General features: G+C 73.3%; 24 protein-coding genes. 11 read left to right on the forward strand and 13 right to left on the reverse strand.

Features of this window, described 5'->3' with window-relative positions; all coding sequences use genetic code 11:
* Positions 1–170 precede the first annotated feature (170 nt).
* On the forward strand, positions 171–419 hold the full coding sequence (locus ACVW07_RS04980) for a WhiB family transcriptional regulator (RefSeq protein ID WP_456818168.1): 249 nt from the start codon (positions 171–173) through the stop codon (positions 417–419).
* 150 nt (positions 420–569) lie between these two features.
* Here the strand turns inward: ACVW07_RS04980 and ACVW07_RS04985 are convergent, their stop codons facing one another.
* Positions 570–2,051 (reverse strand): sensor histidine kinase, encoded by a 1,482-nt coding sequence (locus ACVW07_RS04985; protein ID WP_456818169.1) that lies wholly within the window; start codon positions 2,049–2,051, stop codon positions 570–572.
* 163 nt (positions 2,052–2,214) lie between these two features.
* On the opposite strand from ACVW07_RS04985, the gene ACVW07_RS04990 reads away from it, so the two are divergent.
* The 5 genes from ACVW07_RS04990 (at position 2,215) to ACVW07_RS05010 (ending at position 7,557) form a co-directional block, all read left to right on the forward strand.
* Positions 2,215–2,751, forward strand: coding sequence for a DUF2505 domain-containing protein (locus tag ACVW07_RS04990; RefSeq protein WP_456818170.1), 537 nt, complete (start codon positions 2,215–2,217; stop codon positions 2,749–2,751).
* 286 nt (positions 2,752–3,037) lie between these two features.
* Positions 3,038–4,339 carry an ABC transporter substrate-binding protein gene (locus ACVW07_RS04995; protein WP_456818171.1) on the forward strand — a complete coding sequence of 434 codons (1,302 nt, stop codon included), beginning with the start codon at positions 3,038–3,040 and terminating at the stop codon, positions 4,337–4,339.
* A 93-nt stretch (positions 4,340–4,432) separates the two neighbouring features.
* Positions 4,433–5,443: a carbohydrate ABC transporter permease gene (locus tag ACVW07_RS05000; RefSeq protein ID WP_456818172.1), complete on the forward strand. Its 1,011-nt coding sequence runs from the start codon at positions 4,433–4,435 to the stop codon at positions 5,441–5,443.
* Positions 5,440–6,354 carry a carbohydrate ABC transporter permease gene (locus ACVW07_RS05005; RefSeq protein WP_456818173.1) on the forward strand — a complete coding sequence of 305 codons (915 nt, stop codon included), beginning with the start codon at positions 5,440–5,442 and terminating at the stop codon, positions 6,352–6,354. Before ACVW07_RS05000 ends, ACVW07_RS05005 begins: the two co-directional genes overlap by 4 nt.
* Before the next feature lie 156 nt (positions 6,355–6,510).
* Complete coding sequence (locus ACVW07_RS05010) at positions 6,511–7,557, forward strand: LacI family DNA-binding transcriptional regulator (protein WP_456818174.1); 1,047 nt, start codon at positions 6,511–6,513, stop codon at positions 7,555–7,557.
* Positions 7,558–7,591: 34 nt separating this feature from the next.
* Here the strand turns inward: ACVW07_RS05010 and ACVW07_RS05015 are convergent, their stop codons facing one another.
* Positions 7,592–10,891, reverse strand: a complete 3,300-nt coding sequence (locus tag ACVW07_RS05015; RefSeq protein WP_456818175.1) for a proline dehydrogenase family protein — start codon at positions 10,889–10,891, stop codon at positions 7,592–7,594.
* Positions 10,892–11,125: 234 nt separating this feature from the next.
* On the opposite strand from ACVW07_RS05015, the gene ACVW07_RS05020 reads away from it, so the two are divergent.
* From ACVW07_RS05020 to ACVW07_RS05030, 3 genes are all read left to right on the forward strand, one after another.
* Positions 11,126–11,533: a hypothetical protein gene (locus tag ACVW07_RS05020; protein ID WP_456818176.1), complete on the forward strand. Its 408-nt coding sequence runs from the start codon at positions 11,126–11,128 to the stop codon at positions 11,531–11,533.
* Positions 11,534–11,625: 92 nt separating this feature from the next.
* A complete protein-coding gene (locus tag ACVW07_RS05025; protein WP_456818177.1) occupies positions 11,626–12,900 on the forward strand; it encodes a Glu/Leu/Phe/Val family dehydrogenase in 1,275 nt (424 codons plus the stop codon).
* A gap of 46 nt (positions 12,901–12,946) precedes the next feature.
* On the forward strand, positions 12,947–13,990 hold the full coding sequence (locus ACVW07_RS05030; protein ID WP_456818178.1) for an LLM class flavin-dependent oxidoreductase: 1,044 nt from the start codon (positions 12,947–12,949) through the stop codon (positions 13,988–13,990).
* Positions 13,991–14,000: 10 nt separating this feature from the next.
* Here the strand turns inward: ACVW07_RS05030 and ACVW07_RS05035 are convergent, their stop codons facing one another.
* The 3 genes from ACVW07_RS05035 to ACVW07_RS05045 form a co-directional block, all read right to left on the reverse strand.
* On the reverse strand, positions 14,001–14,357 hold the full coding sequence (locus tag ACVW07_RS05035; protein ID WP_456818179.1) for an META domain-containing protein: 357 nt from the start codon (positions 14,355–14,357) through the stop codon (positions 14,001–14,003).
* A 67-nt stretch (positions 14,358–14,424) separates the two neighbouring features.
* Positions 14,425–15,126, reverse strand: a complete 702-nt coding sequence (gene hemQ, locus ACVW07_RS05040; RefSeq protein ID WP_456818180.1) for a hydrogen peroxide-dependent heme synthase — start codon at positions 15,124–15,126, stop codon at positions 14,425–14,427.
* A gap of 28 nt (positions 15,127–15,154) precedes the next feature.
* Complete coding sequence (locus ACVW07_RS05045) at positions 15,155–16,351, reverse strand: ferrochelatase (RefSeq protein WP_456818181.1); 1,197 nt, start codon at positions 16,349–16,351, stop codon at positions 15,155–15,157.
* 191 nt (positions 16,352–16,542) lie between these two features.
* On the opposite strand from ACVW07_RS05045, the gene ACVW07_RS05050 reads away from it, so the two are divergent.
* Entirely contained in the window at positions 16,543–17,568 is a 1,026-nt protein-coding gene (locus ACVW07_RS05050; RefSeq protein ID WP_456818182.1) for a serine/threonine-protein kinase, read from the forward strand.
* A 39-nt stretch (positions 17,569–17,607) separates the two neighbouring features.
* Here the strand turns inward: ACVW07_RS05050 and ACVW07_RS05055 are convergent, their stop codons facing one another.
* Positions 17,608–18,105, reverse strand: coding sequence for a flavodoxin domain-containing protein (locus ACVW07_RS05055; protein ID WP_456818183.1), 498 nt, complete (start codon positions 18,103–18,105; stop codon positions 17,608–17,610).
* Positions 18,106–18,212: 107 nt separating this feature from the next.
* A complete protein-coding gene (locus ACVW07_RS05060; protein WP_456818184.1) occupies positions 18,213–18,689 on the reverse strand; it encodes a MarR family winged helix-turn-helix transcriptional regulator in 477 nt (158 codons plus the stop codon).
* Positions 18,690–18,820: 131 nt separating this feature from the next.
* Between ACVW07_RS05060 and ACVW07_RS05065 the strand changes: the two genes are divergently transcribed.
* On the forward strand, positions 18,821–19,396 hold the full coding sequence (locus tag ACVW07_RS05065) for an NYN domain-containing protein (protein WP_456818185.1): 576 nt from the start codon (positions 18,821–18,823) through the stop codon (positions 19,394–19,396).
* Positions 19,397–19,427: 31 nt separating this feature from the next.
* Here the strand turns inward: ACVW07_RS05065 and ACVW07_RS05070 are convergent, their stop codons facing one another.
* The 6 genes from ACVW07_RS05070 to nirB form a co-directional block, all read right to left on the reverse strand.
* A complete protein-coding gene (locus ACVW07_RS05070; protein WP_456818186.1) occupies positions 19,428–20,204 on the reverse strand; it encodes an alpha/beta hydrolase in 777 nt (258 codons plus the stop codon).
* A gap of 68 nt (positions 20,205–20,272) precedes the next feature.
* Positions 20,273–21,031, reverse strand: a complete 759-nt coding sequence (locus tag ACVW07_RS05075; RefSeq protein WP_456818187.1) for a sirohydrochlorin chelatase — start codon at positions 21,029–21,031, stop codon at positions 20,273–20,275.
* Positions 21,028–22,146 carry a uroporphyrinogen-III synthase gene (locus ACVW07_RS05080; protein ID WP_456818188.1) on the reverse strand — a complete coding sequence of 373 codons (1,119 nt, stop codon included), beginning with the start codon at positions 22,144–22,146 and terminating at the stop codon, positions 21,028–21,030. The genes ACVW07_RS05075 and ACVW07_RS05080 overlap by 4 nt, the downstream gene beginning before the upstream one ends.
* Entirely contained in the window at positions 22,143–23,429 is a 1,287-nt protein-coding gene (cobA, locus tag ACVW07_RS05085) for a uroporphyrinogen-III C-methyltransferase (protein ID WP_456818189.1), read from the reverse strand. The genes ACVW07_RS05080 and cobA overlap by 4 nt, the downstream gene beginning before the upstream one ends.
* Complete coding sequence (gene nirD / locus ACVW07_RS05090) at positions 23,426–23,803, reverse strand: nitrite reductase small subunit NirD (protein WP_456818190.1); 378 nt, start codon at positions 23,801–23,803, stop codon at positions 23,426–23,428. Before nirD ends, cobA begins: the two co-directional genes overlap by 4 nt.
* On the reverse strand, positions 23,800–26,382 hold the full coding sequence (gene nirB / locus ACVW07_RS05095) for a nitrite reductase large subunit NirB (RefSeq protein WP_456818191.1): 2,583 nt from the start codon (positions 26,380–26,382) through the stop codon (positions 23,800–23,802). The genes nirD and nirB overlap by 4 nt, the downstream gene beginning before the upstream one ends.
* Between the last annotated feature and the right edge of the window lie 10 nt (positions 26,383–26,392).

Here is a 26,392-nt window from a genome sequence, read left to right on the forward strand (position 1 = left end):
GTGACCAACGCCTCATCCGTTACCGGGCCGAAACCTTCCTGTAACCCCTTGTGCCCCGGCGGCCACGGTGTGACCCTTGGTGGAGCACGTTCCCCCCCACCCCGATCATGCAGGACAGCCGCGCGCCCTCACCCGGGGCGGTGGGCAGTCGTGCGCCCAAGGAGAGTGTCATGGATTGGCGCCACCGCGCAGCGTGTCTCGACGAGGACCCTGAGCTGTTCTTCCCGATCGGGAACACGGGTCCTGCGCTGATGCAGATCGACGAGGCGAAGGCCGTCTGCCGGCGTTGCCCCGTGGTCGACACCTGCCTGAAGTGGGCCATCGAGACCGGTCAGGACGCGGGCGTGTGGGGTGGCCTGTCGGAGGACGAGCGCCGCGCGCTCAAGCGCCGGACCGCCCGCCAGCGTCGCGCCGGCTGACCTCCTCGACCACGCACCACCGGACGGACCGGCCCGCCGCACGGCGTGCCGGTCCGTCCGTCTGAGGACTCCCCCGCCGTTCAGCGGACCGACGACCGAACGGACACCGGACCTGCGGCGAGCCGCGGGGCTCACGCCGGGTCGCGCCCGTCAGAGGCCGGAGACCGCGGCGTCCCTGGCCCGCAGGCGGGCCTCGATCACGACGGACGTACCGCCACCCTCGCGCGGCGTCCACGCGATGGTGCCGCCGAGCTCGTTGGTGACGAGCGTCGAGACGATCTGCGTGCCGAGACCGCTGCCGGCCCCCCGGCCCGGCGGCAGGCCGGCGCCGTCGTCCGCGACCTCGACGCGCAGGCGGTCGACGTCCCGCTCGACGAAGATCTCGACGGTCCCCGAGTCCCTGCCGTCGAAACCGTGCTCGACGGCGTTGGTGACGAGCTCCGTCAGGATCAGTGCGAGCGCCGTCGCGTCCTCGGCGGGGATGGCCCCGAACGTCCCGCGGACGAGCGTCCGCACGTGCGCACCCGCGGTCGCCACGTCGGCCGCCAGGCGCAGGCTCCGGCCCACGAGGTCGTCGAACGGCACGATCTCGTCGAGCGTCTGCGACAGCGTCTCGTGCACGAGTGCGATCGTCGAGACCCGGCGCATGGCTTCCGCGAGCGCCTCCCGCGCCTCGGGCGACTCCATCCGCCGCGACTGCAGCCGCAGCAGGGCGGCGACCGTCTGCAGGTTGTTCTTCACGCGATGGTGGATCTCACGGATCGTGGCGTCCTTGGTGATGAGCTCGCGCTCCCGCCGGCGCAGCTCGGAGACGTCGCGGCAGAGCAGCACCGCGCCGATGCGCTGACCGTGCTCGGTCAACGGCACGGCGCGCAGCGACAGCGCGACGCCGCGGGCCTCGACATCGGTCCGCCACGGCGCCCGGCCCATCAGCACGAGCGGCATGGACTCGTCGACGGTGGCCTCGTGCTCGATGAGGTCGGCCGTGACCTCGACGAGCGAGCGGCCGGCCAGGTCCCCGAGGGCGCCGAGGCGGTGGAAGCAGGACAGGGCGTTGGGGCTCGCGAACAGCACCTCGCCCTCCGAGTTCAGCCGGACCAGGCCGTCGCCCACGCGGGGGGCGCCGCGGCGCGGACCGGTCGGCGCGTCCGTGGCGGGGAACTCACCGCGGGAGATCATCGCGAAGATGTCGTCCGCTGCCTCGACGTAGTTGAGCTCGAGCCGGCTCGGCGTCCGCGCCCCGCCCAGGTTCGTCTGCCGGGCGATCACCGCGATGGGACGTCCGCGCCGCACCACCGGCACGGCTTCCTCGCGGACCGCGTACGAGCCGAACCAGCGCGGCTCGCGGGACCGCTGCGGGGCCACCTCGTCGAGCGAGCGCTGCAGCTGCGGCCGCTGGCCCTCGGGCGCACGGGACCCGACGACATCGTCGTAGTGGACGGTCGCCCCCGTCGACGGCCGGCACTGCGCGACCGCGATGAAGTCGCCGTCCTGGGTGGGGAGCCAGAGGACGAGGTCGGCGAACGCGAGGTCCGACAGGACCTGCCAGTCCCCCACCAGCAGGTGCAGCCACTCGAGGTCGGCGGCGTCGAGCGAGGCGTGGCGGGCGACGAGCGTGCTCAGGGTGGACACGAGACCAGGGTAGGTGGCCCCACGGCACGGACCGCCCCGTGACGGGCTCCGCGGCCTCGCACCCACCGCGGGGGCGCGCGGAGAGCATCGACGGATACCCTCGTCAGGACGGCGGAGCCGCCGCCACGTGCCGTCCGGCGCAGATCCGCCGGAGGCCCGCTGCATGCCTGGAAGGAACATCGTGCACCTGAGCGTCTCGGTCGCGATCGCGACCGGTCCCACGTCGGCGGCCGTCATGCTCGCCGACCCCGAGTACGTGCACCTCAAGCTCGCCGCGAGCGGTGCGCTGGACCAGCACGTCGACGTCACCGGCTCGCCGCAGGACGCGTTCACCGTGACGACGCGGCGCTCGCTGCCGACCGACAGCATCCCCGCCCACCTGCGGGGGTTCGTCGGGAGCAGCCTGGACGTGCGGCATGTCGAGGCGTGGGAGGCCGCAGGGGCGGACGGTGGGCGCGTCGGCACCGTGGTCGTCGAGATCGCGGGAGCGCCCGTGCGCCTGACAGGCCGTGCGTCGCTCCAGCCCGCCGGCGCAGGCGCCAGCCAGCTCGTCTACGAGGGCGACCTGCACGCGGCGGTCCCCCTGTTCGGGGCAGCGGTCGAGCAGGCCGCCGCGGGCGCGGTCCAGGGGGCGCTCAGCGCCGAGGAGGCCGTCGCGGCGCAATGGCTCGCAGATCACGGACGAGCGAACCAGCCGTAACGATTCGGTAACACGGCTGGCTCCCGAAAACGCTCTGACCTGCGGCAACGTGTCCGTGAGATCGCTACCACCGAGCCGGTGCACCGGGTGATCCTTGACACCGCCTAGGCGGCCGACGACAGTTCATCCAGCGCGTGGGAACGCTCCCGCAAGACTGCGGATGGGAGCCTCTCGCGCGGGGTCCACCAGGCCCACGTCCGACGCCCGCCGGCGGCCCCTGCGGCAGACGGTCGACGGACGCCCAGGGGTACGGCGAGGACGCCGTCCGACTGACAAGGGAGTCATTGTGCGCAAGACCACAAGCAAGATGTGGGCAGCCGCGGCCGGGGTCACGGGCATCGCCCTGCTCGCCACCGCCTGCTCCGGCAACTCGGGTGACAGCTCCGACGACGAGGGCACGAGCGGCGGCAACATCACGCTGACCGTCGCCACGTTCAACGAGTTCGGCTACACCGAGGACCTCTTCAAGCAGTACGAGGAGTCGCACCCGGGTATCACGGTCAAGGAGAAGAAGGCCGCGACGTCGAACGAGGCTCGCGAGAACCTCAACACGCGTCTCGCCGCCGGCTCGGGCCTCTCGGACATCGAGGCGGTCGACACCGACTGGATGCCCGAGCTCATGCAGTACCCCGAGAAGTTCGTCGACCTGACGGACCCCGCCCTCGAGGGCCGCTGGCTCGACTTCAAGACCAAGGCGGTCACGACCCCCGACGGCAAGCTGCTCGGCTACGGCACGGACTTCGGTCCCGAGGGCATCGCCTACCGCGGCGACCTCCTCGAGAAGGCCGGCCTGCCGAAGGACCGCGAGTCGGTCGCCAAGCTCATCAAGGGCACGAGCAACAGCTGGGACGACTACTTCGCGGCCGGCAAGCAGTACCAGGCCGGCGGCGGCGGCCCCTGGTTCGACTCGGCCGGTGCGATCTGGCAGGGCATGATCTACCAGGAGGAGGCCCCCTACGAGGACCCCGACTCCAACGAGATCATCGCCGCGGAGAACCCGCGCGTGAAGGAGATCTACGACGCGGTCATCAAGGCCTCGGTCACGGACAACCTGTCCGCCCACATGTCCCAGTGGAGCGACGACTGGACCGCGTCCTTCCAGAAGGACGGCTTCGCCACGATGCTCGCGCCGGGCTGGATGCTCGGTGTCATCGAGGGCAACTCGGCCGGCGTGACCGGTTGGGACCTCGCGGACGTCTACCCCGGCGGCGCCGGCAACTGGGGCGGCTCGTTCCTCACGGTTCCCGAGCAGGGCGCGCACCCCAAGGAGGCGAAGGAGCTGGCCGCATGGCTGACCGCTCCTGAGCAGCAGGTCCAGGCGTTCCTCAACAAGGGCACCGTCCCCAGCCAGGTCGACGGCCTGAAGGACCCGAAGTTCACGGGCGCCGTGAACGCGTTCTTCAACAACGCCCCGACCGGCGAGATCCTCGCCAACCGCGCCGAGGGCATCGTCCCGACCTACAAGGGCCCGCACTTCTTCGCGATCAACGACGCGATGCAGTCGGCGCTCACCGAGGTGGACGTCAACAAGGGCGACCCGGCCGCGCAGTGGGACACGTTCCTCACCGCCGTCAAGGCGCTGGGCTGACGTTGAGCTGAAGCCGGGCCGGTGCGCTGGTCGCACCGGCCCGGCTTCACAGCCGTTCCCCTCTCGACGCTCGCCCCCTGCTAAGGACAACCGATGGCCACCTCCACCACGTCCCCGCGCACGAACCGCGGCGGACAGACCGATCCGGGACGCTCCCCGCGCCGGGTCGGTCTCAGCCAGACGCTCGGGCGTTGGGACGTCAAGCTCTCGCCCTACCTGTACATCTCCCCGTTCTTCCTCCTCTTCGCGCTGACCGGCCTGTTCCCGCTCGTCTACACGGCCTTCGTGTCGCTGCACGACTGGAACCTCATCGGCGGCAAGGGTGAGTTCGTCGGGTTCGAGAACTACGCCTACATCCTCCAGCAGCCGAACTTCTGGAAGGGCATCCGCAACACCTTCAGCATCTTCTTCCTGTCGACGATCCCGCAGCTCGTCATCGCGATCGTCCTGGCGGCGCTGCTCGACGCGAACCTGCGGGCGAAGACGTTCTGGCGCATGGGTGTCCTGCTGCCGTACGTCGTGGCGCCCGTCGCGGTCAGCCTCATCTTCGGCAAGCTGTTCGCCGACCAGTTCGGCATCGTCAACACGATCCTCGGCAAGATGGGCATCGACCCGATCGGGTGGCACGCCCAGGTCCTGCCGAGCCACATCGCGATCGCCTCGATGGTGGACTTCCGCTGGACCGGGTACAACACCCTGATCCTCCTGGCCGCCATGCAGGCGATCCCGCGAGACCTGTACGAGGCGGCCGTCCTCGACGGTGCGACCCGGGTCCGCCAGTTCTTCTCGGTCACCATCCCGATGCTCCGGCCGACGCTCATCTTCGTGGTCATCACGTCCACCATCGGTGGCCTGCAGATCTTCGACGAGCCGCGCCTGTTCGACCAGACCGGCCAGGGCGGTCCTAGCCGCCAGTGGATGACCGCCACCATGTACATCTACGAGGTCGGCTGGGGCAACCAGAAGAGCTTCGGCCGAGCATCCGCCGTCGCCTGGATCCTCTTCCTGATCATCGTCGCGGTCGGGATCATCAACTTCTCGATCACCCGGCGCATCTCGTCCGACGACTCGCCGGAGCAGTCCCGAAAGAAGGTCAAGCGATGAGCGCCCCCTCTGTTCCCGTCATCGCCCAGACCGCGGGCAAGGGCGCTGCACGCGCGGCGGCCCGCAAGAAGAGCAAGGTCGCCGGCTCCGACCGGCGGCCGGGCTGGGTCACCTACCTGATCATCGCCATCGCCGTCGTGGCCGCGATGCTGCCGCTCTACTACGCGTTCCTGCTCGCGTCGTCGAACTCGCAGTACATCGCGCAGAACCCGATCCCGTCGCCGATCCCGCAGGGCGAGTTCCTCGACAACGTCAACCGGGTCCTGAGCTCGAACATCCACTTCTGGAAGGCCCTGAGCAACTCCATCATCATCGCGGTGGTCACGTCGTTGTCGGTCGTGCTGTTCTCGACCCTCGCCGGCTTCTCCTTCGCGAAGCTGCGGTTCCGCGGCCGCAACGGTCTGCTCGTGTTCGTCATCGCGACCACGGCCGTGCCGGTGCAGCTCGGCATCATCCCGCTGTTCATCGTGATGGCCCAGCTGCACTGGACGGGCAAGCTCGTCGCGGTCATCGTGCCGGGCCTCGTCACGGCCTTCGGCGTGTTCTGGATGACCCAGTACCTCGAGGGGGCGCTCCCGTACGAGCTCATCGAGGCGACCCGCGTGGACGGCGCCTCGATGATCCGCTCGTTCTGGCACGTCGCGCTGCCCGCCGCCCGGCCGGCCGCCGTCATGCTCGGTCTGTTCACGTTCGTCGGCTCGTGGACCCAGTTCTTCTGGCCGTTCATCGTGCTCAGCAGCGAGAACCCCACGCTCCCCATGGCGGTCCAGCTGCTCCAGGCGTCCTACTTCAAGGACATGGCTCTGATCATGGCCGGGGTCACGGTCTCGATCATCCCGCTCCTCGTCCTGTTCTTCATCGCGGGCCGTCAGCTCGTCGCCGGCATCATGCAAGGCGCCGTCAAGGGCTGACGCCGTGCGTCTGGTTCCACCCCGGATGTCGCGCGACACCGTCTGCGCAATGATCCGGTGAAGGTCACGAGGGCGGGGTGCCCCCGGCACCCCGCCCTCGTCGTCCGTCCAGCACGTATCCGCTGCCCGCCCAGGCAGCCACAGGAGGGAAGACCAATGGTGGTCGACAACATCCCGGCCCGCATCGAGCCCGTCCGGCCGCCCGCGCCGACGCTCGAGGAGGTCGCCGAGCGCGCGGGAGTCTCCCGCTCGACGGCCTCACGCGCGATCAACGGGGGCCTTCGGGTCTCGCCCGAGGCGCTCGCCTCCGTCGAGGCCGCCGTCGCCGACCTGGGCTACACCCCGAACCGTGCTGCCCGCTCGCTCGTCACCAAGCGGACCGACTCGATCGCCCTGGTGGTCCCGGAGCCCGACGAACGCGTGCTGTCGGACCCCTTCTTCGCGGGCACCCTGAACGGACTGAGCACGTCTCTCGCCGACTCGGACATCCAGGTGGTCCTCGTCATCGCCCGGCCGGGTGAGAGCGAGCGGACCATCCGGTACCTGCGCAACGGCCACGTCGACGGCGCGATCGTCGTGTCGCACCACCGTGACGACGACCTGGACCGTGCGCTGCTCGCATCCCGGGTACCGAACGTGTTCGTGGGGCGGCCGCTCTCGGCCGACGAGCGCGACGTGCAGTACGTCGACACGGACAACCACGAGGGCGGTCGCATGGCGACCCAGCACCTCATCGACAAGGGCCGTCGTCGCGTCGCGACGATCGCCGGGCCCCAGGACATGTCCGCCGGCATCGACCGGCTCCTCGGCTGGCGGGACGCCATGGAGGCCGCCGGGCTCCCGCAGGACGCGGTGGTGCACGGAGACTTCACCATCGCCTCCGGCGCACGGGCCGCACGCGAGCTGCTCGCCCGCTTCCCGGACCTCGACGCGATCTTCATCGCGTCGGACCTCATGGCGGCCGGCGCGCTGGGCGTGCTCGCCGAGCACGGCCGGGAGGTCCCGGGGGACATCGCGGTCGTGGGGTACGACAACCTCGGCGTCGCCGCGTCGACCACGCCACCGCTGACGAGCGTGATCCAGCCGGTCGTGGCGATGGCGCGTGCCGCCGGCGCACGCCTCCTGGACCAGCTCCAGGGTGCGGCGCTGCCGGCCGAGCCGTTGATCTTCGCGCCCGAGCTGGTCATCCGCGCCTCCGCCTGACAGGGCGGCCGCCGAGCTCAGCACGTGGTCGGTCTCAGCCCGGATCCTGGGACTCGTCCACGTGCCCGAACCGGTGCCGCGTCCGGCTCACCGCCTGCTCGCGCAGCACGGTGAGCAGCTCACGCTCGGCGCTCGCCAGCACCGGACCGTCCAGGACGGTCACCTCCCCGGCGTGCTGGGCGGCCGCGGTCCGCAGCCCGGGCGCGCCGCCGACCACCCGGACCCGTCCCCGTACCGCACCCCTGCGCACGCGGCGGGCGAACATCTCGTGCGACTCGTCGCCGACGTGGCTCAGGACGACGGGGACGCCCGCGGTCCGGGCCGCCCTGCGGACCCGCTCCACCTCGCGCGGCCGTGCCCCGTCGCCGACGCGCAGCGTGAGCAGGGGCACGCGGCGGTAGCGCAGCACGTTCGCCTCGACCCGGAGCTCTGTCACGTCGTGCTCCCGGGAGAACGTCGCCCGCCACGCGCGCTCGTCGTCGCGGGACGCCCACGCGAGCCACCCTTCGTCGTCCTGGGGCACGTCCGGAGCGTCGGCCCAGGTGCCGATCTGCGCGACGTAGTGGGGTCCGCCGGCCTTCGCGCCGGGGCCGACCACCGACGCCTTCCACCCGCCGAACGGCTGGCGCTGCACGATCGCCCCGGTGATGTGCCGGTTGACGTACGCGTTGCCGACCTGGACCTCGTCGAGCCAGTGCTCGATCTCGTCGTCGTCCAGGCTGTGCAGACCGCCGGTGAGGCCGAACGGCACGCCGTTCTGCAGCTCGATCGCGTCGTCCAGGGTGTCGGCACGCATCACCCCGAGCACCGGTCCGAAGCACTCGGTCACGTGGAACCACGACCCGGGCGCGACGCCGTGCTTCACGCCCGGGGTCCAGAGCCGGCCCTCGTCGTCGAGCCGCCGCGGGGCGACGAGCCACGCCTCCCCCGGGTCGAGCGTCGTCAGGGCACGCTCGAGCTTGCCGGACGCGGGCTCCACGAGCGGGCCGACGGTGGTGGACAGGTCGTCCGCGGGCCCGACGTGCAGCGACGCGACGGCGTCGGCGAGCTGGCGACGCAGCCTGTCGTCGCGTCCCGCGGAACCGACGAGGATCAGCAGGGACGCCGCGGAGCACTTCTGCCCGGCATGGCCGAAGGCGGACCGGACGACGTCGGCGACAGCGAGGTCGACGTCCGCGGAGGGGGTGACGACCACCGCGTTCTTGCCCGACGTCTCGGCGAGCACGTCGCGTCCGGGGCGCCACCGCGCGAAGAGACGGGCCGTCTCGATGGAGCCGGTGAGCAGGACGCGGGCGACGTCCGGGTGGGCGACGAGCCTGCGGCCCACCTCCCCCTCCGGGCTGAGCACCACGGTCAGCACACCCTCCGGGACACCCGAGTCCGTGAGGGCCTGGGCGACGGCGGCCATCGCGACCCGCGCGCACCGCGGCGTCTGGGGCGCGGGCTTGACGACGACGGGCGATCCGGCGCCGATCGACGCGAGCACGGAACCGACGGGGATCGCGACAGGGAAGTTCCAGGGTGGGGTCACGACCGTGACGCCGTCGGGCCGGTGGACTGCTCCGGGGACGACGCCGTCGGCGAGGTCGTCGGTCCGGTCCGCGTAGTACCGCGCGAAGTCGACGGCCTCGCTCACCTCCGGGTCGGCCTCGGCGACGGTCTTTCCCGCCTCGTGCACCATGGTCGAGACGAGTGCCGCCCGAGCGTCCTCGAGAGCGTCCGCGGCGCGTCGCAGGGCGGCTGCCCGCACCGGCGGGGAGGTCGACGCCCAGGCCGGTGCGGCGACGACGGCGCGGGCGACGACCGCGTCGACCTCGGCGGCCGTCGTCACCTCGATCGCGCCGGAGAGCACCGGGACGTCCCGCGCCGTGACTCCTCGGGCCCACGCACGCGCGACCGCCACGGCGGGGTCCGTGTCCGGCGTGTTCAGGAACCCGGCGGGCACGAGCGAGTCGGTGAAGGGACGTGCGACCCTGCGCGGCGCCACCGACGGTTCCTCGCGGTCCCGCCAGGCGTCCCGGAACGCCCTTTCCTGGGCGGGCATCGCGTGCTCGTCGGCCGGTGCGAACAGCGCGTGCAGGAAGTTCTCGCCCGCCGCGTTCTCCTCGAGCCGCCGGACCAGGTAGGACACCGCGACGTCGAGGTCGTCGCGGGCGACGACCGGGGTGTAGAGCAGGACGGGTCCCACCTGGTCCCGGACCGCGCGGGCCTGCGCGGGTGCCATGCCCTGGAGCATCTCGACGTCCAGTGCCGCGCCGACGCCCCGTGACGTCGCGAGCACGTGTGCGGCGGCCACGTGGAACAGGTTGTGGCTGGCCACGCCGACCCGCAGGACCTCGGCACGGCCCGGCGTGAGCGCCCGGTCGACGAGGCGCAGGTACGCGGCGTCGACGTCCGCCTTCGTCGGGTAGGGCGCCTGCGGCCAGCCGTGCAGCTCGGCCTCCACCCGCTCCATGGCGAGGTTGGCGCCCTTGACGAGACGCACCTTGAGCGGTGAGCCGCCCGCGTCGCGCCGCTGGGTCGCGAGGTCGGTGAGCTCGTCGAGCGCGTCCGCGGCGTCCGGGAGGTAGGCCTGCAGCACGATCCCCGCGGGCGCACCGAGCAGGTCACGGTCGGACACGAGACGCTCGAACACCCGCACGGTGAGGGTGAGGTCCCGGTACTCCTCCATGTCGAGGTTGAGGAAGCTACCGTGGCGCGCCGCGGCCACGTACAGCGGCCGCAGGCGCTCGACGACGCGCCGGACGCTGCCCTCCGTGTCCCAGGTGGAGAGCTGGCTGGCGACCGCCGACACCTTGACCGACACGTAGTCGACGTCCGGCCGCTCCACGAGGGTCCGCACCCTCGCGAGGCGCGCCGTCGCCTCCCGCTCACCGAGGACGGCCTCGCCGAGCAGGTTGAGGTTGAGCCGGAAGCCCGCGGTGCGCATCGCCGCGAGATGGCGCCGCAGCGCGGGGCCGTCGTCGACCACCAGGTGCCCGACGAGCTGGCGGAGGCGGTGCCGGGCCGCCGGCACGACGACGCCCGGGAGCACGGGAGCGACGCGTGTCCCCAGCCCCAGCAGGGCTCGGTCGAGCGGACCGAGGAAACCCGCAGCGGCGTCCGCCGTGCCCGCGAGCGCCTCGAGCTCCCGGGCAGCGACCCGCACGTCCCGCGGCCGGGCCACCCTGTCGACGAAGCGGACCGCCAGCTCGAGCCCGGCAGGGTCTGCCACGAGGGCGGCGAGCCGACCCGTCGTGCGGCGTTCCGCGGCGGTCTGCGCGCTCGACGTCGCGGCGAGCCAGGACCCTGCCAGGCGGACCGCCTCGTCCACCACCTGCCCGTCGTCCGCCATCGACCGTCCGCACCGCCCTCGTCGTCCGCGGCTCTGGCGAGCCCGCCGTCGCCGGCGGACCCCCTGCCGCTGGTCCACACAGTCTGTGCCCTGCCGACGAGGGGCGCTGCCGGACCGACCGACGACGCAACGGGGTGGACGGGAACAGCACGTTTGCACCGGGCGAGGGCGTCCGGCCATCCTGGGCGCCCGGCCGAGCGCCGTCGACACCGTCGTCGAACGAGAGGACCCCCCGTGAGCCTGCGTCCATCGACCCGATCCGTCACCCTGGCGAGCGTGCTCCTGGGCGCTGCGCTCTGCCTGGGTGTGGCACCGGCCCACGCGACCGACGCGACCGGCCCGGTGGCCGGCGGCGACCTGGCCGTCGAGGCCGTGTCCGGCCTGCCGCAGACGCACGCCGGGGCGGAGGTCACCGCCACGATCGAGGACGAGGACGCCTGGTGCGGGTACCTCACGGGCGTGTACGTGTACAAGCCGGCCTACTACTCGGTGCGGACCATCAACTGCCGCTCCACGGACGTCTTCGTCAAGCCCGTGTACCTCAACGGCACGTTCGGCACCTGCGTGCTCGTGCCCGCCCGCCACTCGCGGCACCTCGGCGGGTCGGTGGTCAGGCCCATGGAGGAGTCGCAGATCTGCTGATGTGCCGGACTGTCTCGACCGAGGAGCGGACGGGTTCGGCTCGCCCGCTGGCCGCGGTGGCGGGACGGTGCAGGGATGACCAGGGTAGGGACGTGACCGACCAGGCAACGGAGCCCCGTCCCCCGCACACCGCCCCTCTCGAGACCGCCCGCGCCCAGCTGGCGTCGGCGATCGAGATCCTGGGCTACGACGAGGGCCTGCACCAGATGCTCGCCACGCCACGCCGCGAGATGAACGTGGCCATCCCTCTGCGGCGCGACGACGGCAGCATCGTCCTGTTCACCGGGTACCGGGTACAGCACAACATCTCGCGCGGGCCGGGCAAGGGGGGCCTGCGGTACTCGTCGTCGGTCGACGTCGACGAGGTCCGCGCCCTGGCCATGTGGATGACCTGGAAGTGCGCCGTGGTCGACGTGCCGTACGGCGGCGCCAAGGGCGGTGTCACGATCGACCCGCGACTGCACTCGTCGGCGGAGCTGGAACGGGTCACCCGCCGCTACACCAGCGAGATCATGCCGATCATCGGCCCGGAGCGCGACATCATGGCTCCGGACATCGGCACGGACGAGCAGACCATGGCCTGGGTCATGGACACCTACTCGGTGAACCTCGGGTACACGATCCCCGCGGTCACGACCGGCAAGCCCCTCGCCGTGGGCGGCTCCCTCGGGCGCCCCACGGCCACGTCCCGTGGCGTGGTCCACGCCGCCACGGCGGCGCTCGCCGACGCCGGCGTACGGCTCGACGAGGTGACGACGGCCGTCCAGGGCTTCGGCAAGGTCGGCTCCCACGCGGCACGGTTCCTGCACGAGGCGGGTGCCCGGGTGGTCGCGGTGAGCGACGAGCACGGCGGGGTGCGGGCGAGCGACGGGCTCGACGTGCCGTCGCTCCTGCGTCACGTCCAGCAGAGCGGGACGGTCGTCGGCTTCGCCGGCGCGGAGCCCGTGACGAACGCCGAGCTGCTGGCCCTCGACGTCGACGTGCTCATCCCCGCCGCCGTCGAGGGGGTCCTCGACGAGGACTCCGCGGCGCGCGTGAAGGCGCGTTGGGTCGTGGAGGCCGCCAACGGGCCGACGACCACCGAGGGCGACCGCGTGCTCGCCGACCGTGGCGTCGTGGTCGTGCCCGACATCCTGGCGAACGCCGGCGGCGTCGTCGTCTCGTACTTCGAGTGGGTCCAGGCGAACCAGGCGTACTGGTGGACCGAGCACGAGATCGCCGAACGCCTGGAGCAGCGGATGCTCACGTCCTACCGTGCGGTGGCGTCGCTCGCACACGCCGAGGGCCTGTCGATGCGCGACGCGGCGCTCGCGATCGGCGTCCGGCGCGTGGCGGAGGCGCACCAGATCCGCGGCCTCTACCCCTGACGGCCGGCGCGGGAGTAGCCCGTGGCCGTGACGTGTTGCGTTGGGCGTGACCACCTCACCAGCACCCTCGGTGCCCTTGTCCGTCCTCGACACCGCGCCCGTGAGCGCCGGCGGCACGAGCGGGAGCGCGCTCGCCTCGACCACCCGGCTGGCGGCCGCCGCCGACGAGCTGGGCTTCCACCGGTTCTGGGTCGCGGAGCACCACGCCATGCCCGCCGTCGCGTCGACGGCGCCCGGGGTGCTCATCGCCCACCTCGCCGCCGCGACCGCGCACATCCGGGTCGGGTCGGGCGGCGTGATGCTGCCCAACCACCCGTCACTCGTCGTCGCCGAGCAGTTCGCCATGCTCGAGGCGCTGCATCCCGGGCGGATCGACCTCGGCATCGGGCGCGCGCCGGGCGCGGACCCCACCACGGCCGCGGCCCTGCGCCGGACCGTCGAAGGGCTCGGGCACGAGGACTTCCCGGGCGAGGTCGTCGACGTGCTGGCCCTGCTGGGCGTCCGCCTGGACGGCCCCGCCCCGTCGGTGCGGGCACAGCGCCTGACGGCGACACCGGTCGCCACGTCCAGCCCGGAGGTGTGGCTGCTCGGGTCGAGCCTGTTCAGCGCCGAGCTCGCCGGGAGCCTCGGCCTGCCGTTCAGCTACGCCCACCACTTCAACACCGGTCACACCCTGCAGGCTGCCGACACCTACCGCCGGTCGTTCCGGCCCTCGGTGGTCCTCGAGGCACCACGGCTCATGGTGTCGGCATCGGTGCTGGTCGCGGCGTCCGACGAGGAGGCGCACTTCCTCGCCGGACCGAGCAGGGTCATGGCGCTGAGCCTGCGCACGGGCCGACCGCTCGCGCCGATCCTCTCGCCGGAGGACGCCGCGACCGCGCTGGCGGACCTGGACCCGCAGGCCGCCGCCGAGTTCTTCGCGAAGGTCCCCGGCACGCAGGTGGCCACGACCGCCGAGCGAGCCGTCGCCGAGCTCGCCGACCTGGTGCACCGGACCGGAGCCGACGAGCTCATGGTGACGGGGACGGCCTACGACGTGGAGACGCGCATCGGCACACTGAGGTCGCTGGCCGCCGCCTGGCCACGCTGAGGGCCGAGGCTCAGACCCGACCGACCTCGTCGTCGCGGACGAGCGTGGCCGCGGCACCCCCGGCCGAGCTCAGCTCCAGCTCTCCGGTGCCGGGTGCGGCGACGGTCAGCCGGGCGCCGAGCAGCGCGAGGACCGCACGCTCGCACACCGTGGCCTCAGGTGGCCCGGCCATGAGCGTCGACACGACGGGACCGAAGCTGATCGTGTCCCCGTCGGCCGTCCACGTGCCACGCACCCGGTTCACGCCCGCCATCCCGTAGACCTGCCCGTCACCGTCGAACGTCAGCCAGGGCGCGCGTCCCCCGAGCGCCCCGACGTCAGCACCCGCGAGCGCGGTGAACCGCCATGTCCCGTCCACGTCGACCATGTCCCGATGATGGCACCGCAGACGCGACCCTGTCCGGTGCTCGACGGGGCGTGCCGCCGGCGCACGGTCAGCCGCGCGGCTGGCGGTCCGCCCAGGCCTCGAGCGTCGTGCGGGGGCCGGTGTAGAACGGGATCTCCTCGCGCACGTGCAGCCGGGCCTGGGTGTTCCGCAGGTCACGCATCAGGTCGACGATGCGGTGCAGCTCGGCGGCCTCGAACGCGAGGATCCACTCGTAGTCCCCGAGCGCGAACGCGGACACCGTGTTGGCGCGCACGTCCTTGTAGTCCCGGGCGGCCTCGCCGTGCTCGACGAGCATCCGGCGGCGGTCGTCGCCGTCGAGCACGTACCAGTCGTACGACCGCACGAACGGGTACACGCAGAGGTAGTCGCCCGCCGGCTCGCCCGCGAGGAAGGCGGGGACGTGGGCGCGGTTGAACTCCGCGGCGCGGTGCAGGCCGACCACGGACCACACCGGCAGCAGGTGCCGACCGAGTTCGCTGGCCCGCAGCCGCTGGTAGGCGCCCTGCACCTCCTCGACGGTCTCCGCGTGCCACCAGACCATGAGGTCGGCGTCCGCCCGCAGACCGGCGACGTCGTACCACCCGCGGACCACGAGACCGTCTGCCCCGACGGCGCGCTGAGCGGCCGCGACGAGACCGGCGCGTTCGTCCTCGTCCTCCGGGAGCACCTCCTCCAGGGCGAACACCGACCACATCGTGTAGCGGATCGTGGTGTTCAGCGCCTCGGCGTCGGGGGCGGGGTGGCTCACGGGTGGTCCTCTCGCAGCAGGGATGGGGTCAGGACCAGGGGTCCGCGGAGCAGGCGGCGGGGATGCCGGAGTCGACGCCGTCGCGCTGGCGGCAGCAGCCGGGGGCGCACACGTCGCGGCGGGGCGGCAGGCTCCCGGTCACGGTGGGCTCGACGGCGGGCTCCCCCGCGTCGACGGCCCGAGCACGCGCGGCACGCTCGAGCACGAGGTCGACGAGACCGCGCACGAACACCTCGCGCGTGCCGACCGTGTCGGCGCGGACCGCCGTGAGGCCGAGCTCGGCGGCGGTGGCGAGCGCCTCTGTGTCCAGGTCGAAGACGACTTCCATGTGGTCGGAGACGAAGCCGATCGGCGCGAGCACCACGGCGCTGGTGCCCTCGGCCGCGAGCACGCGCAGGTGATCGTTGACGTCGGGCTCGAGCCACGGCTGGCTGGGCGGCCCGGAGCGCGAGCAGTACACGAGGTCCCACGTGAGGGTGCGGCCCAGGCGCTCGCCGACGGCAGCCGCCACCCCCTCCGCGACGTCGAGGTGCTGTTCGCGGTACGTCGGGCCGGCCGCGCCCGAGGCGGCCTCCATCGTGCCGGGGATCGAGTGCGTGACGAAGACGAGACGGGCGTCGGCGCCGAGCCGCCCGTAGGCCTCCGCCACGGCGTCGACGTTCGCCTCGACGAAGCCCGGGTGGTTGAAGTAGGCGCGGACCTTGTCGACGACGAGGGGGTGCGCACCGTCGGGCCCACCGAGCTCCGACCCCAGGTCGTCGAGGGACGCCCAGAGGTTCTCGCGGTACTGCCGGCAGCCGGAGTACGACGCGTAGGCGCTGGTCACGAGGGCGACGACCCGCCGGGCACCCGCGGCGTACGCGGCCGCGAGCGCGTCCCGCGTGTAGGGCTCCCAGTTGCGGTTGCCCCACACCACGGGCAGGTCGAGGCCGCGTCTGTCCAGCTCGGCCGTCAGCGCGGTCTGCAGGGCCAGGTTCTGGCCGTTGATCGGGCTCGCGCCGCCGAAGTGCAGGTAGTGCTCCGCGACCGCGGCGAGGCGCTCGTCGGGGATCCCCTTGCCGGCCGTGACGTTCCGCAGGAACGGCATGACGTCCTCGGGACCGTTCGGGCCGCCGAACGAGAAGAGCAGCAGGGCGTCGTACGGGGCTGCTCCGAGCGAGGCTGCGGGCGCCGTTGCCGGCTGGGTCTCGGGCGTGCGGAGGCTCGGCGGTGTGTTGGGGGCCACCGACCGATCATCGCACCGCACGCGCGGGCGCCCGCGACGGCGGAGGCCTGCAGCGGCGTGATCTTGATAGGACAACCTGTCAGGAAACCAGGCACCGCCTCCGGCCGCTCCCGGCGCTCGGTGACGAGGCCCGGTCCTTCATCGCCGGCGGTCCGTCGCCCGGTGGACACAGGCGCCGGCCCCTCACCCGGATGGGCGACCAGACCGCCCTGGACGTGCGGCCAGGACCTCCCGCTCATACCTTCTTCGGAGGTGCTCCCGGCACCGTCCCCCGTTCCGAGCCCTCCGAGGACACCGTGACCCTGACCGACGACCGCCTGCCGGGCGGAGCCGTGCTCGGCCGGCGCTACCGGCTCGGCGGTGCGCTCGGCCGCGGCGGGTCGGGAGAGGTGCTGGTCGCGACCGACGCGCGGCTGGACCGCAAGGTCGCCGTCAAGGTGTTCGCTCTCGGGTCCGCGTCACCGGACGAGATCCGCCGCTACGCGCACGAGGCGCGGGTGCTGTCGGGCCTCGCGCACCCGAACCTGGTCGCCCTGCTCGACGTGGGCGCCGACGTGCTCGACGGAGTCGGTCCCGTGGCGTTCCTCGTCATGGAGCTCGTCGACGGGCGCACGCTGCGGGACACGATCGCCGACGGGCCGCTGGATCCGGCCCTCACCGCGGACGTCGGCCGGCAGCTGGCCGTCGCCCTCGGCCACGCCCACGCAGCCGGGGTGACCCACCGGGACGTCAAGCCCTCGAACGTGCTCGTCGCCTCGGCCCCCGCACCGACCGGCGGACGGGACGCGCCGTGGCTGCCGGTGGTCCTGGCCGACTTCGGCATCGCGTCCGCGACGACGGCTGCGGCCGTCGGCTCGGCGACCCGTGCGGCGGTCGACCCGGAGCCGAACCAGCCGCGGCTCACCACGTCAGGTACCGCCGGCTACCAGAGCCCCGAGCAGGCGCTCGGCCGCGAGGCAGGACCGGCGAGCGACGTCTACTCGCTCGGACTGGTGCTCCTCGAGTGCCTCACGGGCGTGCGCGCCTACCCGGGCGACGCGCTCACGAGCTCGCTCGCGCGCCTGTTGCACCCCACACCGATCCCGCCCGAGCTCGGCCCGGAGTGGGGACGCCTCCTCGGCGCCATGACCGCACAGGACCCCTCGGACCGGCCGGCGACCGCAGCCGTCGCGGCCGAGCTCAGGGCGCTGCGGCTCACGGAGCGTCGCGTCGTCTGACCGGCGCCGGGCCGGCATGCGGCCCGCGGGCGGTGACGGTCAGACGTGCACGGGGGTCAGCGCGTCGGCGACCTCCTGCGACCAGGCGGCGACGGCTGCCATGTCCCGGTGGTCGCCGTCCCTGGCCCGGGCGCCGGCGATGACGGCCCGCTCGGTGAACGTCAGGGCGTTCCGGTCGAGGCGGCCGCGGAAGCTGCGGTGCCCGCGGGCTCCGATCCGCCTGACGAGCTCCTGGATCTCGTGCGGCGAGTTCGCCGCCGCGGCGGGCTGCGTCGCCAGCCCCGAGGAGAGGAGCCACACGGGCCGCTCGGCGAGCTCGCTGCCCAGCCGCTCCGCGAGCTCGCGGGCCGCGGGCAACCAGTGGGCCGTGTAGACCGCGGAGCCCAGCACCACGGCGTCGACGCCGTCGAGCGAGGCCACGTCGTCCGGTTCCAGCATCGACACCTCGTGCCCGCGCCGCCGGAGGACGTCGGCGACGGTCTCGCCGATTCCCCAGGTTCCCCCGTGCCGAGACGCGATCGTGACGAGCACGCGCATGTTCCTGGCTCCCCTCCGCACCGCACAGCCGCCGGGCACTCGCCGACCACCTCGTCCATCGTGCGCGAGGGACGGGACCGGCGGATGGGCCGGAGGTCCTGACCTGGTCAGGCCGGGTCGGGGATCCGGGCCTGGGCGGCGCGCAGCTTGTCGGTCAGCGCCCGCAGCGTCGCGAGCTCGTCGGGGTCGAGCGCTCCGCCGACGAGGCGGCCGATGGTGCGGACGTGCCTGCGGCCGATCTCGCGCTGGACGCGAGCGCCGTCCTCGGTCAGGGTCACGGCGACCCCTCGGGCGTCGTCGGGCACCGGGCCGCGGACCACCAGGCCGTCGGCCTCGAGCCGCTCGACGAGCCGTGACAGGCTCGGCTGGGTGAGCAGCGAGCCCTCGCCGAGCTCCTTCAGCCGGGCCGAGCGTCCGGGGCAGCGGGACAGCGTGAACAGCACGTCGTACTCACGGATGGACAGCGGTCCCCACACGTCGTCGCGCTGGAACCGACGCATCAGCGCCACCTGCGCGCGGAACAGCGACTCCCACGCCTCGGCCGCCTCGCGGGTCCCTGCGGGCTCACGACCGTGCGTCGTCATCCTGCTGCCTCCTGTCGTCAGGACCATGCGTTCGCAACAACGTCCGACCTGCCCGCATGCTTCCCCGCGAAACCCCGCATCGCGCCGGCACCCGCCCGCGGCAGCTGCTGGGGCGCCGATACGCTGGCCCGATGAGCCAGGACACCGCCGGCAGGACCACCTACCTCCTCGTCGACGGCGAGAACATCGACGCCACCCTGGGGTCGTCGATCTTCGGCGGCCGCCCGACGCCCGAGCAGCGTCCGCGCTGGGAGCGCGTGCTGACGTTCGCGCAGCAGACCTGGCAGCAGCCGGTGAAGGGCCTCTTCTTCCTCAACGCGTCGAACGGCAACCTGCCGATGCCGTTCGTGCAGGCGCTCCTCGCGATCGGCTTCCAGCCGATCCCGCTCTCGGGCGAGTCGTACGAGAAGGTCGTCGACATCGGCATCAAGCGCACCCTCGCCGCGATCGCGGACCGCGAGGGGGACGTGCTCCTGGCCAGCCACGACGGGGACTTCGCACCCGAGGTGGAGGTGCTGGTCGACGACCCCGACCGCCGGGTGGGCCTGCTGGCGTTCCGCGAGTTCACGAGCACCGCGCTGGCCGGCCTGACAGCACGCGGGCTCGCCACGTTCGACCTGGAGTCGGACGTGGCGGCGTTCAACGTGCAGCTGCCGCGCCTGCGGATCATCCCGCTCGAGGAGTTCGACCCGCTGCGCTACCTCTGACGTCCACGGCGGCCCAGGGGCGGTGCCGGCGTCAGTCGGCGAACCCCTGAGCGAGCGCGTCGTCGATCGCCTGCTCCACCTCGGCCTTGTGCGGCCCGGCGAACAGGTCCACGCCGTGCGCGCCGCCGTCGACGACCACGAACGTCGACGGGTCGTCGGCGCGGGACACGAGCTTGGACGAGTCCGCGGGCACGACGGTGTCGTCGGCCGACGCGATGACCAGGAGGGGGCCGTCGTAGGTGCTGGACTCGGCGCGGGCGTCCTGCCCCTCGAAGTCCGCGGGCGGGCTGAGCGCGACCACGGTCTTCGGGTAGATCTCGTCGGCGAGCCCCGCGACGAACGTGCCGCCCTTCGACGCCCCGACGAGCGCGAAGTCCTGCCCGCCGACGTTCCGCAGCACCTGCACGGCGTCCCGCACCGACTGGGCGCTGTCGGAGGACCAGCTGAACGTGCCGACGAGGTAGCCCTCGCCCGCGAGGCGCGTGATCTGGTCGGCCCACTCGCACGGACCGCTCTCGTTCTGCGGCGCGAGCAGCACGGCCTTGGAGCCCGCCCCCGTCCAGGCGACGAGCGTCGGGTCGTCCTCGGATCCCGTGGTGGCCGTCGCCGAGCCTTCCGGGAGGCAGTCGAGCGCGTCGGCGGGCCGCATGTCCGGGGACGGTCCGATGGTCGGGCCGCCGGAGACGTCCGCGACCGGTTCGACGCTGCCGTCGACCTCACCGGCGGTGCACCCCGCGAGCAGGGCACCCCCTGCGAGCAGGGCGAGGAGCGGCAGGAACGGGCGGGGGCGGGGCGAGTCGGAGGGCACCGACGATTCCTACGGTGAGCACGGTGGGACGGCAAGGGCATGTCCACGGACTGGCTCCCCGAAACGCTTCAGTCCGGGTCGGTCGGACCCTGGGCCGGTCGTTCGGCCAGGACGGCGTCGGCGGCCTCCTCGTACCGGTCGAGGACGATCTCGACGAGGCGCTCGTCGGGTGCCAGCGGTTCGGCCACCACATCGGCCCCGGCCTCGAGGACCCGGTCGCGGAAGTAGCCCGGCGCCAGCAGGTAGGACGCGACGACGACACGGCCGCCGCCGGCGAGTCCGTCGCGGGCTGTGGCGACGGCGGCAGGCACCCGCGGCTCGGCCCCGGCGCCGTAGCCGATCGTCACGGGCAGGTCCAGGGTGTCGGACAGCCCGGCGGCGACGGCCTCGACCGCGAGCGCGGCGGCCGGGTCGCTCGACCCCGCGGCGGCGAGCACCACCGCGTCACCGTCCCGCAGCCCGGCGGCCGCGAGGCGGTCGGCAAGGATGTCGACCAGCCGCGGGTCGGGTCCGAGGGGTGCGGACGCGTCGGCGGCCGGCACGTCGACCGCGGCGGCGATGTCGACCTTCACGTGGAATCCCACCGACAGCAGCAGAGGCACCACGACCACGCCCGGCGCGCCCTCGGCGAGGGCGCTGCGGACCACATCGGCGACCTCGGGCTGTTGGACGTCGACGAACGCCGCGCGGACGGCGAGGTCCGGCCGACGGGTCCGGACGCCGTCGAGGATGGACCGGATCGCCGCCCGGCCGTCCTCGTTGTCGGTGCCGTGCGAGCAGCCGACGAGCACGGGCGCCGGCCGGGCCGCGTGGAGCGCGTTCGTCATGCGGTGTGCTCGAGCTCGAGGCGGTACCCCCGCTTGACGACCGTCCTGATGAGCTCCCGGCTCCCCGTCGCGTCCCGGAGGCGAGCGACGGCGACCTCGGCGGCATGCGGGTCGGTCGAGTCACCGGGGAGCGCCTGCAGCACCTGCTCGCGCGCCACGACCGAGCCGTTCGCAGCAGCGAGCAGCCGCAGGACCTCCAGACCGCTCGGCGTCAGCGGCAGCACGTGCCCGTCGAGCACGGCCGCGCCGCGGAAGACCTGGAGCGGACCGGCGACCGTGTTGAGCGCCTGCAGACCGCCGTAGTGCGCGACGAGCGAGCGCACGAGCGAGCCCAGGCGTCCGCGCTCGGGGACGAGCGGCTCGATACCGCGGTCGAGGAGCGGCCGAGCGGTGACCGGGCCGACGGCCGCCATCACGACGCTCCCGGCCTTGGCGAGGCGCACGATCCGGTCGGTGACCGCCGCCTCGTCGGCGGCGGCGAGCCAGGCGGCCGCCCCGGGCGCGGAGGTGAAGACCACGGCATCGACCTCCCCCGCAGCGACTGCCGTGACGGATGCCGTGACCACGGCCGCGTCCGGCGGCGGTCCCCAGCGGTACACGACGAGGCTGCGGACCGTCGCACCGGCGGCAGTGAACGCCTCGTCGAGCCCGTCGGCGCCGGCACCGTGGTGCTGCACGGCGATCTTCAGACCCGAGACGCCGTCGTCGAGCAGCACCTCCGCGATCTCGGCGCTCGTCTCGGACTCGGCGACCCAGTCCGCGGTCAGACCGGCGGCCTGGATGGCGCCCCGCGCCTTGGGGCCCCGCGCGACGATCCGGCAGCCGCGCAGCGTGTCGACGAGCTGTTCCGCGAGGCCCACCGCGTCGGCCGCCTCGATCCAGCCCCGGAAGCCGATGCCGGTGGTGACGACGACCGTGTCGGGCGGGTCCGCGATCAGCGCGCGCGTGCCTTCGACGAGCGCGGCGTCGTCGGTGTGGGGCACCATGCTGAGCGCCGGCGCGTGGCGGACGGAGGCACCACGACGGGTCAGGGCAGCGGCCAGCTCGGCGGAACGGCGGTCGGCCGTGATCAGGACGACGCACCCGGCAAGTGTCTGGTCGATGGGCTCGGTCACGAAGGCATTGTGTCGCGCGTGTGTGGCGCGCAGGTTTCGGCGACACCGTCCGGACGGGCGACGCGGTCGACCGCCGGGCCGTCGAGCAGCCCTTCGGCGGCCACCCGACCGAGCACCACCACGGCCGGGGCGCGGACGCCGACCTCGGCGGCCCGCGCCGCGATCTCGCCGATCGGCGCGCGGGTGACGCGCTGCGTGGGCAGCGTGCCGTTCTCGACCACCGCGGCCGGGGTCGCGGGATCGACACCCGCCGCGACGGCCGTCGCCGTCAGCTCCGCCAGGACGGCGACCCCCATGAGCACCACGACCGTGCAGGACGCGTCGCGCAGGCCGGTGAGCGCGGCCGCCGACCAGCCGTCGTGCCCGTTCATCACCTGCACGGCACCGACGGTCCCGCGGTGGGTCAGGGGGATGCCCGCGGCGGCGGGCGCGGCGAACGCGCTGCTCACGCCGGGAACCACGTCGACGGCGACGCCCGCCTCGCGGCATGCGAGCACCTCCTCGCCGCCCCGGCCGTACAGGAACGGGTCGCCGCCCTTGAGCCGGACCACGAACCGGCCGCGCTGCGCCTGCTCGACGAGGATCCGGCAGATCTCGTGCTGCGGGACGGGGTGGTTCCCGGGTGTCTTCCCGACGTCGATCACCTCGACGTCGGGAGGCAGCGAGTCGAGCACCTCGACGGGGCCGAGCCGGTCGGTGACCACCACGTCGGCCTCTGCGAGCGCCCGGCGAGCCGCGACCGTCATGAGCATGGGGTCGCCGGGGCCGCCGCCGACGAGCACCACACGGCCCTCGTCGGGTCGTCGGGTGCGTCGCGCACGGAGGTCGACCGTGCCCTCGTGGAGCACGTCGGACAAGGCGTCCCGCACCGCGGTGGTGCGGCGCGGGTCAGGGGCGCCCGTGGACACCACACCCACGAGCACGTCGCCGCTGCGGGTGGTGGCCGGGGTCCTGGCACTGCCGGCGGCACCCGAGCCCGCGTCCACGCAGAACGTCCGACGCTCCGCCGCCCAGGCCCCCACGGCCGCGTCGGTGGCGCGGTGCCCGGTGGCGGTGTGCACGAGCCAGACGCCGTCGACGTCGCTCTCGACGACCTCGCGGGCGCGCCACTCGACCAGCCCCCACCGGTGCAGGTCGAGCAGCACCTCGCACAGCTGCGGGGCGACCACGACGACGTGGGCGGCGTCGGCGAGCAGGCCCTGCACCCGGCGGGCGGCGACCGGTCCCCCGCCGACCACGAGCACGGGACGGCCGGTGAGCTCGAGCCCGAGCATCGTCGTCATGGGACCTCCACCTCGACCACACCGTCGCGGACCCGCACGGGCCACGCGGTGAGGTCGGCCGGGAGCCCGGCGACGGGAGCCTTGCCGGCCGGGTCCAGGCAACGGCCGGTCAGCAGGTCGAACACCTGCTTGTACATGGGCGACGCGACCGTCGGCACCTCGACGCCGTCGACCGTGCGGGTGCCGACGATGCCGCGCGAGATCACGTAGGCGTTGCTGAACGGGTCGTGCTGGTCGACGGCGAGCACGCGGTCGTCGGCGAGGCGGAACACCGCGACCTGGAGGTCGCCGAGCAGGGCCGCGGCACCGCGTTCGGGCACGAGGTGGTCGATCCGGCAGACGGCCTGCCACGTACGGGTGTCGAGCACGGTCATGACCGCACCTCCAGCGTCGATCCGGCGACGAGCACGGGCTCTCCGCGGCCGGCCGCGGCGCGCTCGTCGGATGTGGCAGGTCGTGCCTGGCCCCGCTCGGGGACGTAGGCCAGGGACGGGTCGGGCACCTCGGGGGCGTTGACGAAGGACGCGAACCGCCGCAGCTTCTCGGGGTCCTCGAGCGTCGCCCGCCACTCGTCCTCGTACTCCTCGACGTGCAGGGCCATCTGCGCGTCGAGGTCCGCGGCGATGCCGAGCGAGTCCTCCATGACCACGGCGCGGACGCCGTCGAGGCCGCCCTCCACCTCGTCGACCCACGGCGCGGTGCGCTGCAGGCGGTCGGCGGTGCGGACGTAGTACAGGAGGAACCGGTCGATGGTGCGGATCAAGGTCTCGGTGTCGAGGTCCTCGGCGAGCAGCTGCGCGTGCCTCGGCGTGAAGCCGCCGTTGCCGCCGACGTACACGTTCCAGCCCTTGTCGGTCGCGATGACTCCGACGTCCTTGCCGCGGGCCTCCGCGCACTCACGGGCGCACCCGGAGACGCCGAGCTTGATCTTGTGCGGCGAGCGCAGGCCGCGGTAGCGGAGCTCGAGCATCACCGCGAGCGCCACCGAGTCCTGCACCCCGAACCGGCACCAGGTGGAGCCGACGCACGACTTCACGGTCCGCAGCGACTTGCCGTAGGCGTGCCCGGACTCGAACCCGGCGTCGACGAGCCGCTGCCAGATGAGCGGGAGCTGGTCGATGCGGGCACCGAACAGGTCGATCCGCTGACCGCCCGTGATCTTCGTGTAGAGCCCGAAGTCCTGGGCGACCGACCCGATCGCGATGAGCCCCTCGGGGGTCACCTCGCCACCGGGGATGCGCGGGACCACCGAGTACGAGCCGTCCTTCTGCAGGTTGGCCATGACGTGGTCGTTGGTGTCCTGCAGGGCGGCCCGCTCGCCGTCGAGGACGTGCGCCGGGGCGGTCGTCGCGAGGATCGAGGCGACGGCCGGCTTGCAGATGTCGCAGCCGCGGCCGGCGCCGAACCGCTCGACGACCTCGGTGAAGCTCCGCAGACCGGCGACCCGGACGGCGTCGTACAGCTGCGCGCGGGACAGGGCGAAGTGCTCACAGAGCGCGGAGCTGACGGTGATGCCCTGCTTGGTGAGCTCGGTGGTGACGAGCTTCTTGACGAGCGGGAGGCACGACCCGCAGCTCGTGCCGGCCCGCGTGCAGGCCTTCACGGCGCCGACGTCGGTGCACTCGTGCTCCGTGACCGCCGCCCGGATGGTCCCGGCGGACACGTTGTTGCACGAGCAGACGCCCGCGTCGTCGGGCAGCTCCAGGTCCGGGACGCCCGCGCCGCCCTCGGGCAGCAGGTACGCGGCCGGGTCGCCCGGCAGCTCGCGGCCGAGCATGGGGCGCAGGCTCGCGTAGGCGGACGCGTCGCCGACGAGGACGCCGCCGAGCAGCGTGCGGGCGTCGTCGGACATGACGAGCTTCTTGTAGACGCCCGCGACCGGGTCCGCCCAGACCAGCTCGAGCGCACCCTCGGTGCGCCCGAACGCGTCGCCGAAGCTCGCGACGTCGACACCGGCGAGCTTGAGCTTCGTGGCGGTGTCGGCGCCGGGGAACTCCGCCGCGCCCCCGAGCAGGCGGTCCGCGGTGACCTCCGCCATCGCGTACCCGGGGGCGACGAGACCGATGCACGCGCCCTGGATGCAGGCCACCTCGCCGATCGCCGACACGTCGGGGTCCGACGTGAGGCACGTGTCGTCGACGACGACGCCGCCGCGCGGACCGACCTCCAGGTCGGCGGCACGGGCGAGCTCGTCGCGGGGCCGCACACCGGCGGCGACGACGACCACGTCGGCGTCCACCCGGCCGCCGTCGGCGAGGTCGAGGCGGCCGACGCCACCGCGCCGGTGCGCCCGGATCCGCACCGTCATCGCCTTCACCCGCACGGCGACGCCGATGTTGTTGATGAGCCGCCGCAGCGCCTCGCCGCCGCCCAGGTCGAGCTGCGTGTCCATGAGGTGCGAGCCGACCTGCAGCACGGTGGCCTGGGCGCCGAGCGCGTGCAGGGCACCGGCGGCCTCCAGGCCGAGCAGGCCGCCGCCGAGCACCGCGCCACGCACCGGGCGCCGCAGGTCCGACTGGAGCTTCTCGACGTACCCGCGCAGCGCGGCGACGTCGTCGACCGTGCGGTAGACGAAGACCCCGGGCAGGTCGGCCCCCTCCGTCGGCGGCACCCAGGCGTACGAGCCGGTGGCGAGGACCAGGTGGTCGTAGTGCTCGACCCGGCCGGTCCGCGTCGTCACGGTGCGGGCCTCGCGGTCGACGTGCGTCACGGCGTCGTCGCGCACCAGGCGGACCAGCGGGTCGTGCCACAGCGCGGGGTCCCCGAGGGCGAGGTCCTCCGGGTCACGACCGCTGAAGTAGCTGGTCAGCGCGACACGGTCGTACGGGCGGCGCGGCTCCTCGGCGAGGACGGTGATCCGCCAGGCGCCGGCGGTGTCGCGGTCGCGGAGGGCTTCGACGAGCCGCTGGGCGACCATGCCGCCGCCGACGACGACGAGGTGACGGGGATCCATGAGTGGCTCC

This window comes from Cellulomonas sp. URHB0016, assembly GCF_054057935.1.

What these genes read in the sequence shown, in the direction of transcription:
- ACVW07_RS04980 (WP_456818168.1), top strand. Translation starts at nt 171, where the DNA reads ATGGATTGGCGCCACCGCGCAGCGTGTCTCGACGAGGACCCTGAGCTG.
- ACVW07_RS04990 (WP_456818170.1), top strand. Translation starts at nt 2,215, where the DNA reads ATGCCTGGAAGGAACATCGTGCACCTGAGCGTCTCGGTCGCGATCGCG.
- ACVW07_RS05000 (WP_456818172.1), top strand. Translation starts at nt 4,433, where the DNA reads ATGGCCACCTCCACCACGTCCCCGCGCACGAACCGCGGCGGACAGACC.
- ACVW07_RS05005 (WP_456818173.1), top strand. Translation starts at nt 5,440, where the DNA reads ATGAGCGCCCCCTCTGTTCCCGTCATCGCCCAGACCGCGGGCAAGGGC.
- ACVW07_RS05010 (WP_456818174.1), top strand. Translation starts at nt 6,511, where the DNA reads ATGGTGGTCGACAACATCCCGGCCCGCATCGAGCCCGTCCGGCCGCCC.
- ACVW07_RS05015 (WP_456818175.1), bottom strand. Translation starts at nt 10,891, where the DNA reads ATGGCGGACGACGGGCAGGTGGTGGACGAGGCGGTCCGCCTGGCAGGG.
- ACVW07_RS05035 (WP_456818179.1), bottom strand. Translation starts at nt 14,357, where the DNA reads ATGGTCGACGTGGACGGGACATGGCGGTTCACCGCGCTCGCGGGTGCT.
- ACVW07_RS05050 (WP_456818182.1), top strand. Translation starts at nt 16,543, where the DNA reads ATGGGCGACCAGACCGCCCTGGACGTGCGGCCAGGACCTCCCGCTCAT.
- ACVW07_RS05055 (WP_456818183.1), bottom strand. Translation starts at nt 18,105, where the DNA reads ATGCGCGTGCTCGTCACGATCGCGTCTCGGCACGGGGGAACCTGGGGA.
- ACVW07_RS05060 (WP_456818184.1), bottom strand. Translation starts at nt 18,689, where the DNA reads ATGACGACGCACGGTCGTGAGCCCGCAGGGACCCGCGAGGCGGCCGAG.
- ACVW07_RS05065 (WP_456818185.1), top strand. Translation starts at nt 18,821, where the DNA reads ATGAGCCAGGACACCGCCGGCAGGACCACCTACCTCCTCGTCGACGGC.
- ACVW07_RS05075 (WP_456818187.1), bottom strand. Translation starts at nt 21,031, where the DNA reads ATGACGAACGCGCTCCACGCGGCCCGGCCGGCGCCCGTGCTCGTCGGC.
- cobA (WP_456818189.1), bottom strand. Translation starts at nt 23,429, where the DNA reads ATGACGACGATGCTCGGGCTCGAGCTCACCGGCCGTCCCGTGCTCGTG.
- nirD (WP_456818190.1), bottom strand. Translation starts at nt 23,803, where the DNA reads ATGACCGTGCTCGACACCCGTACGTGGCAGGCCGTCTGCCGGATCGAC.
- nirB (WP_456818191.1), bottom strand. Translation starts at nt 26,382, where the DNA reads ATGGATCCCCGTCACCTCGTCGTCGTCGGCGGCGGCATGGTCGCCCAG.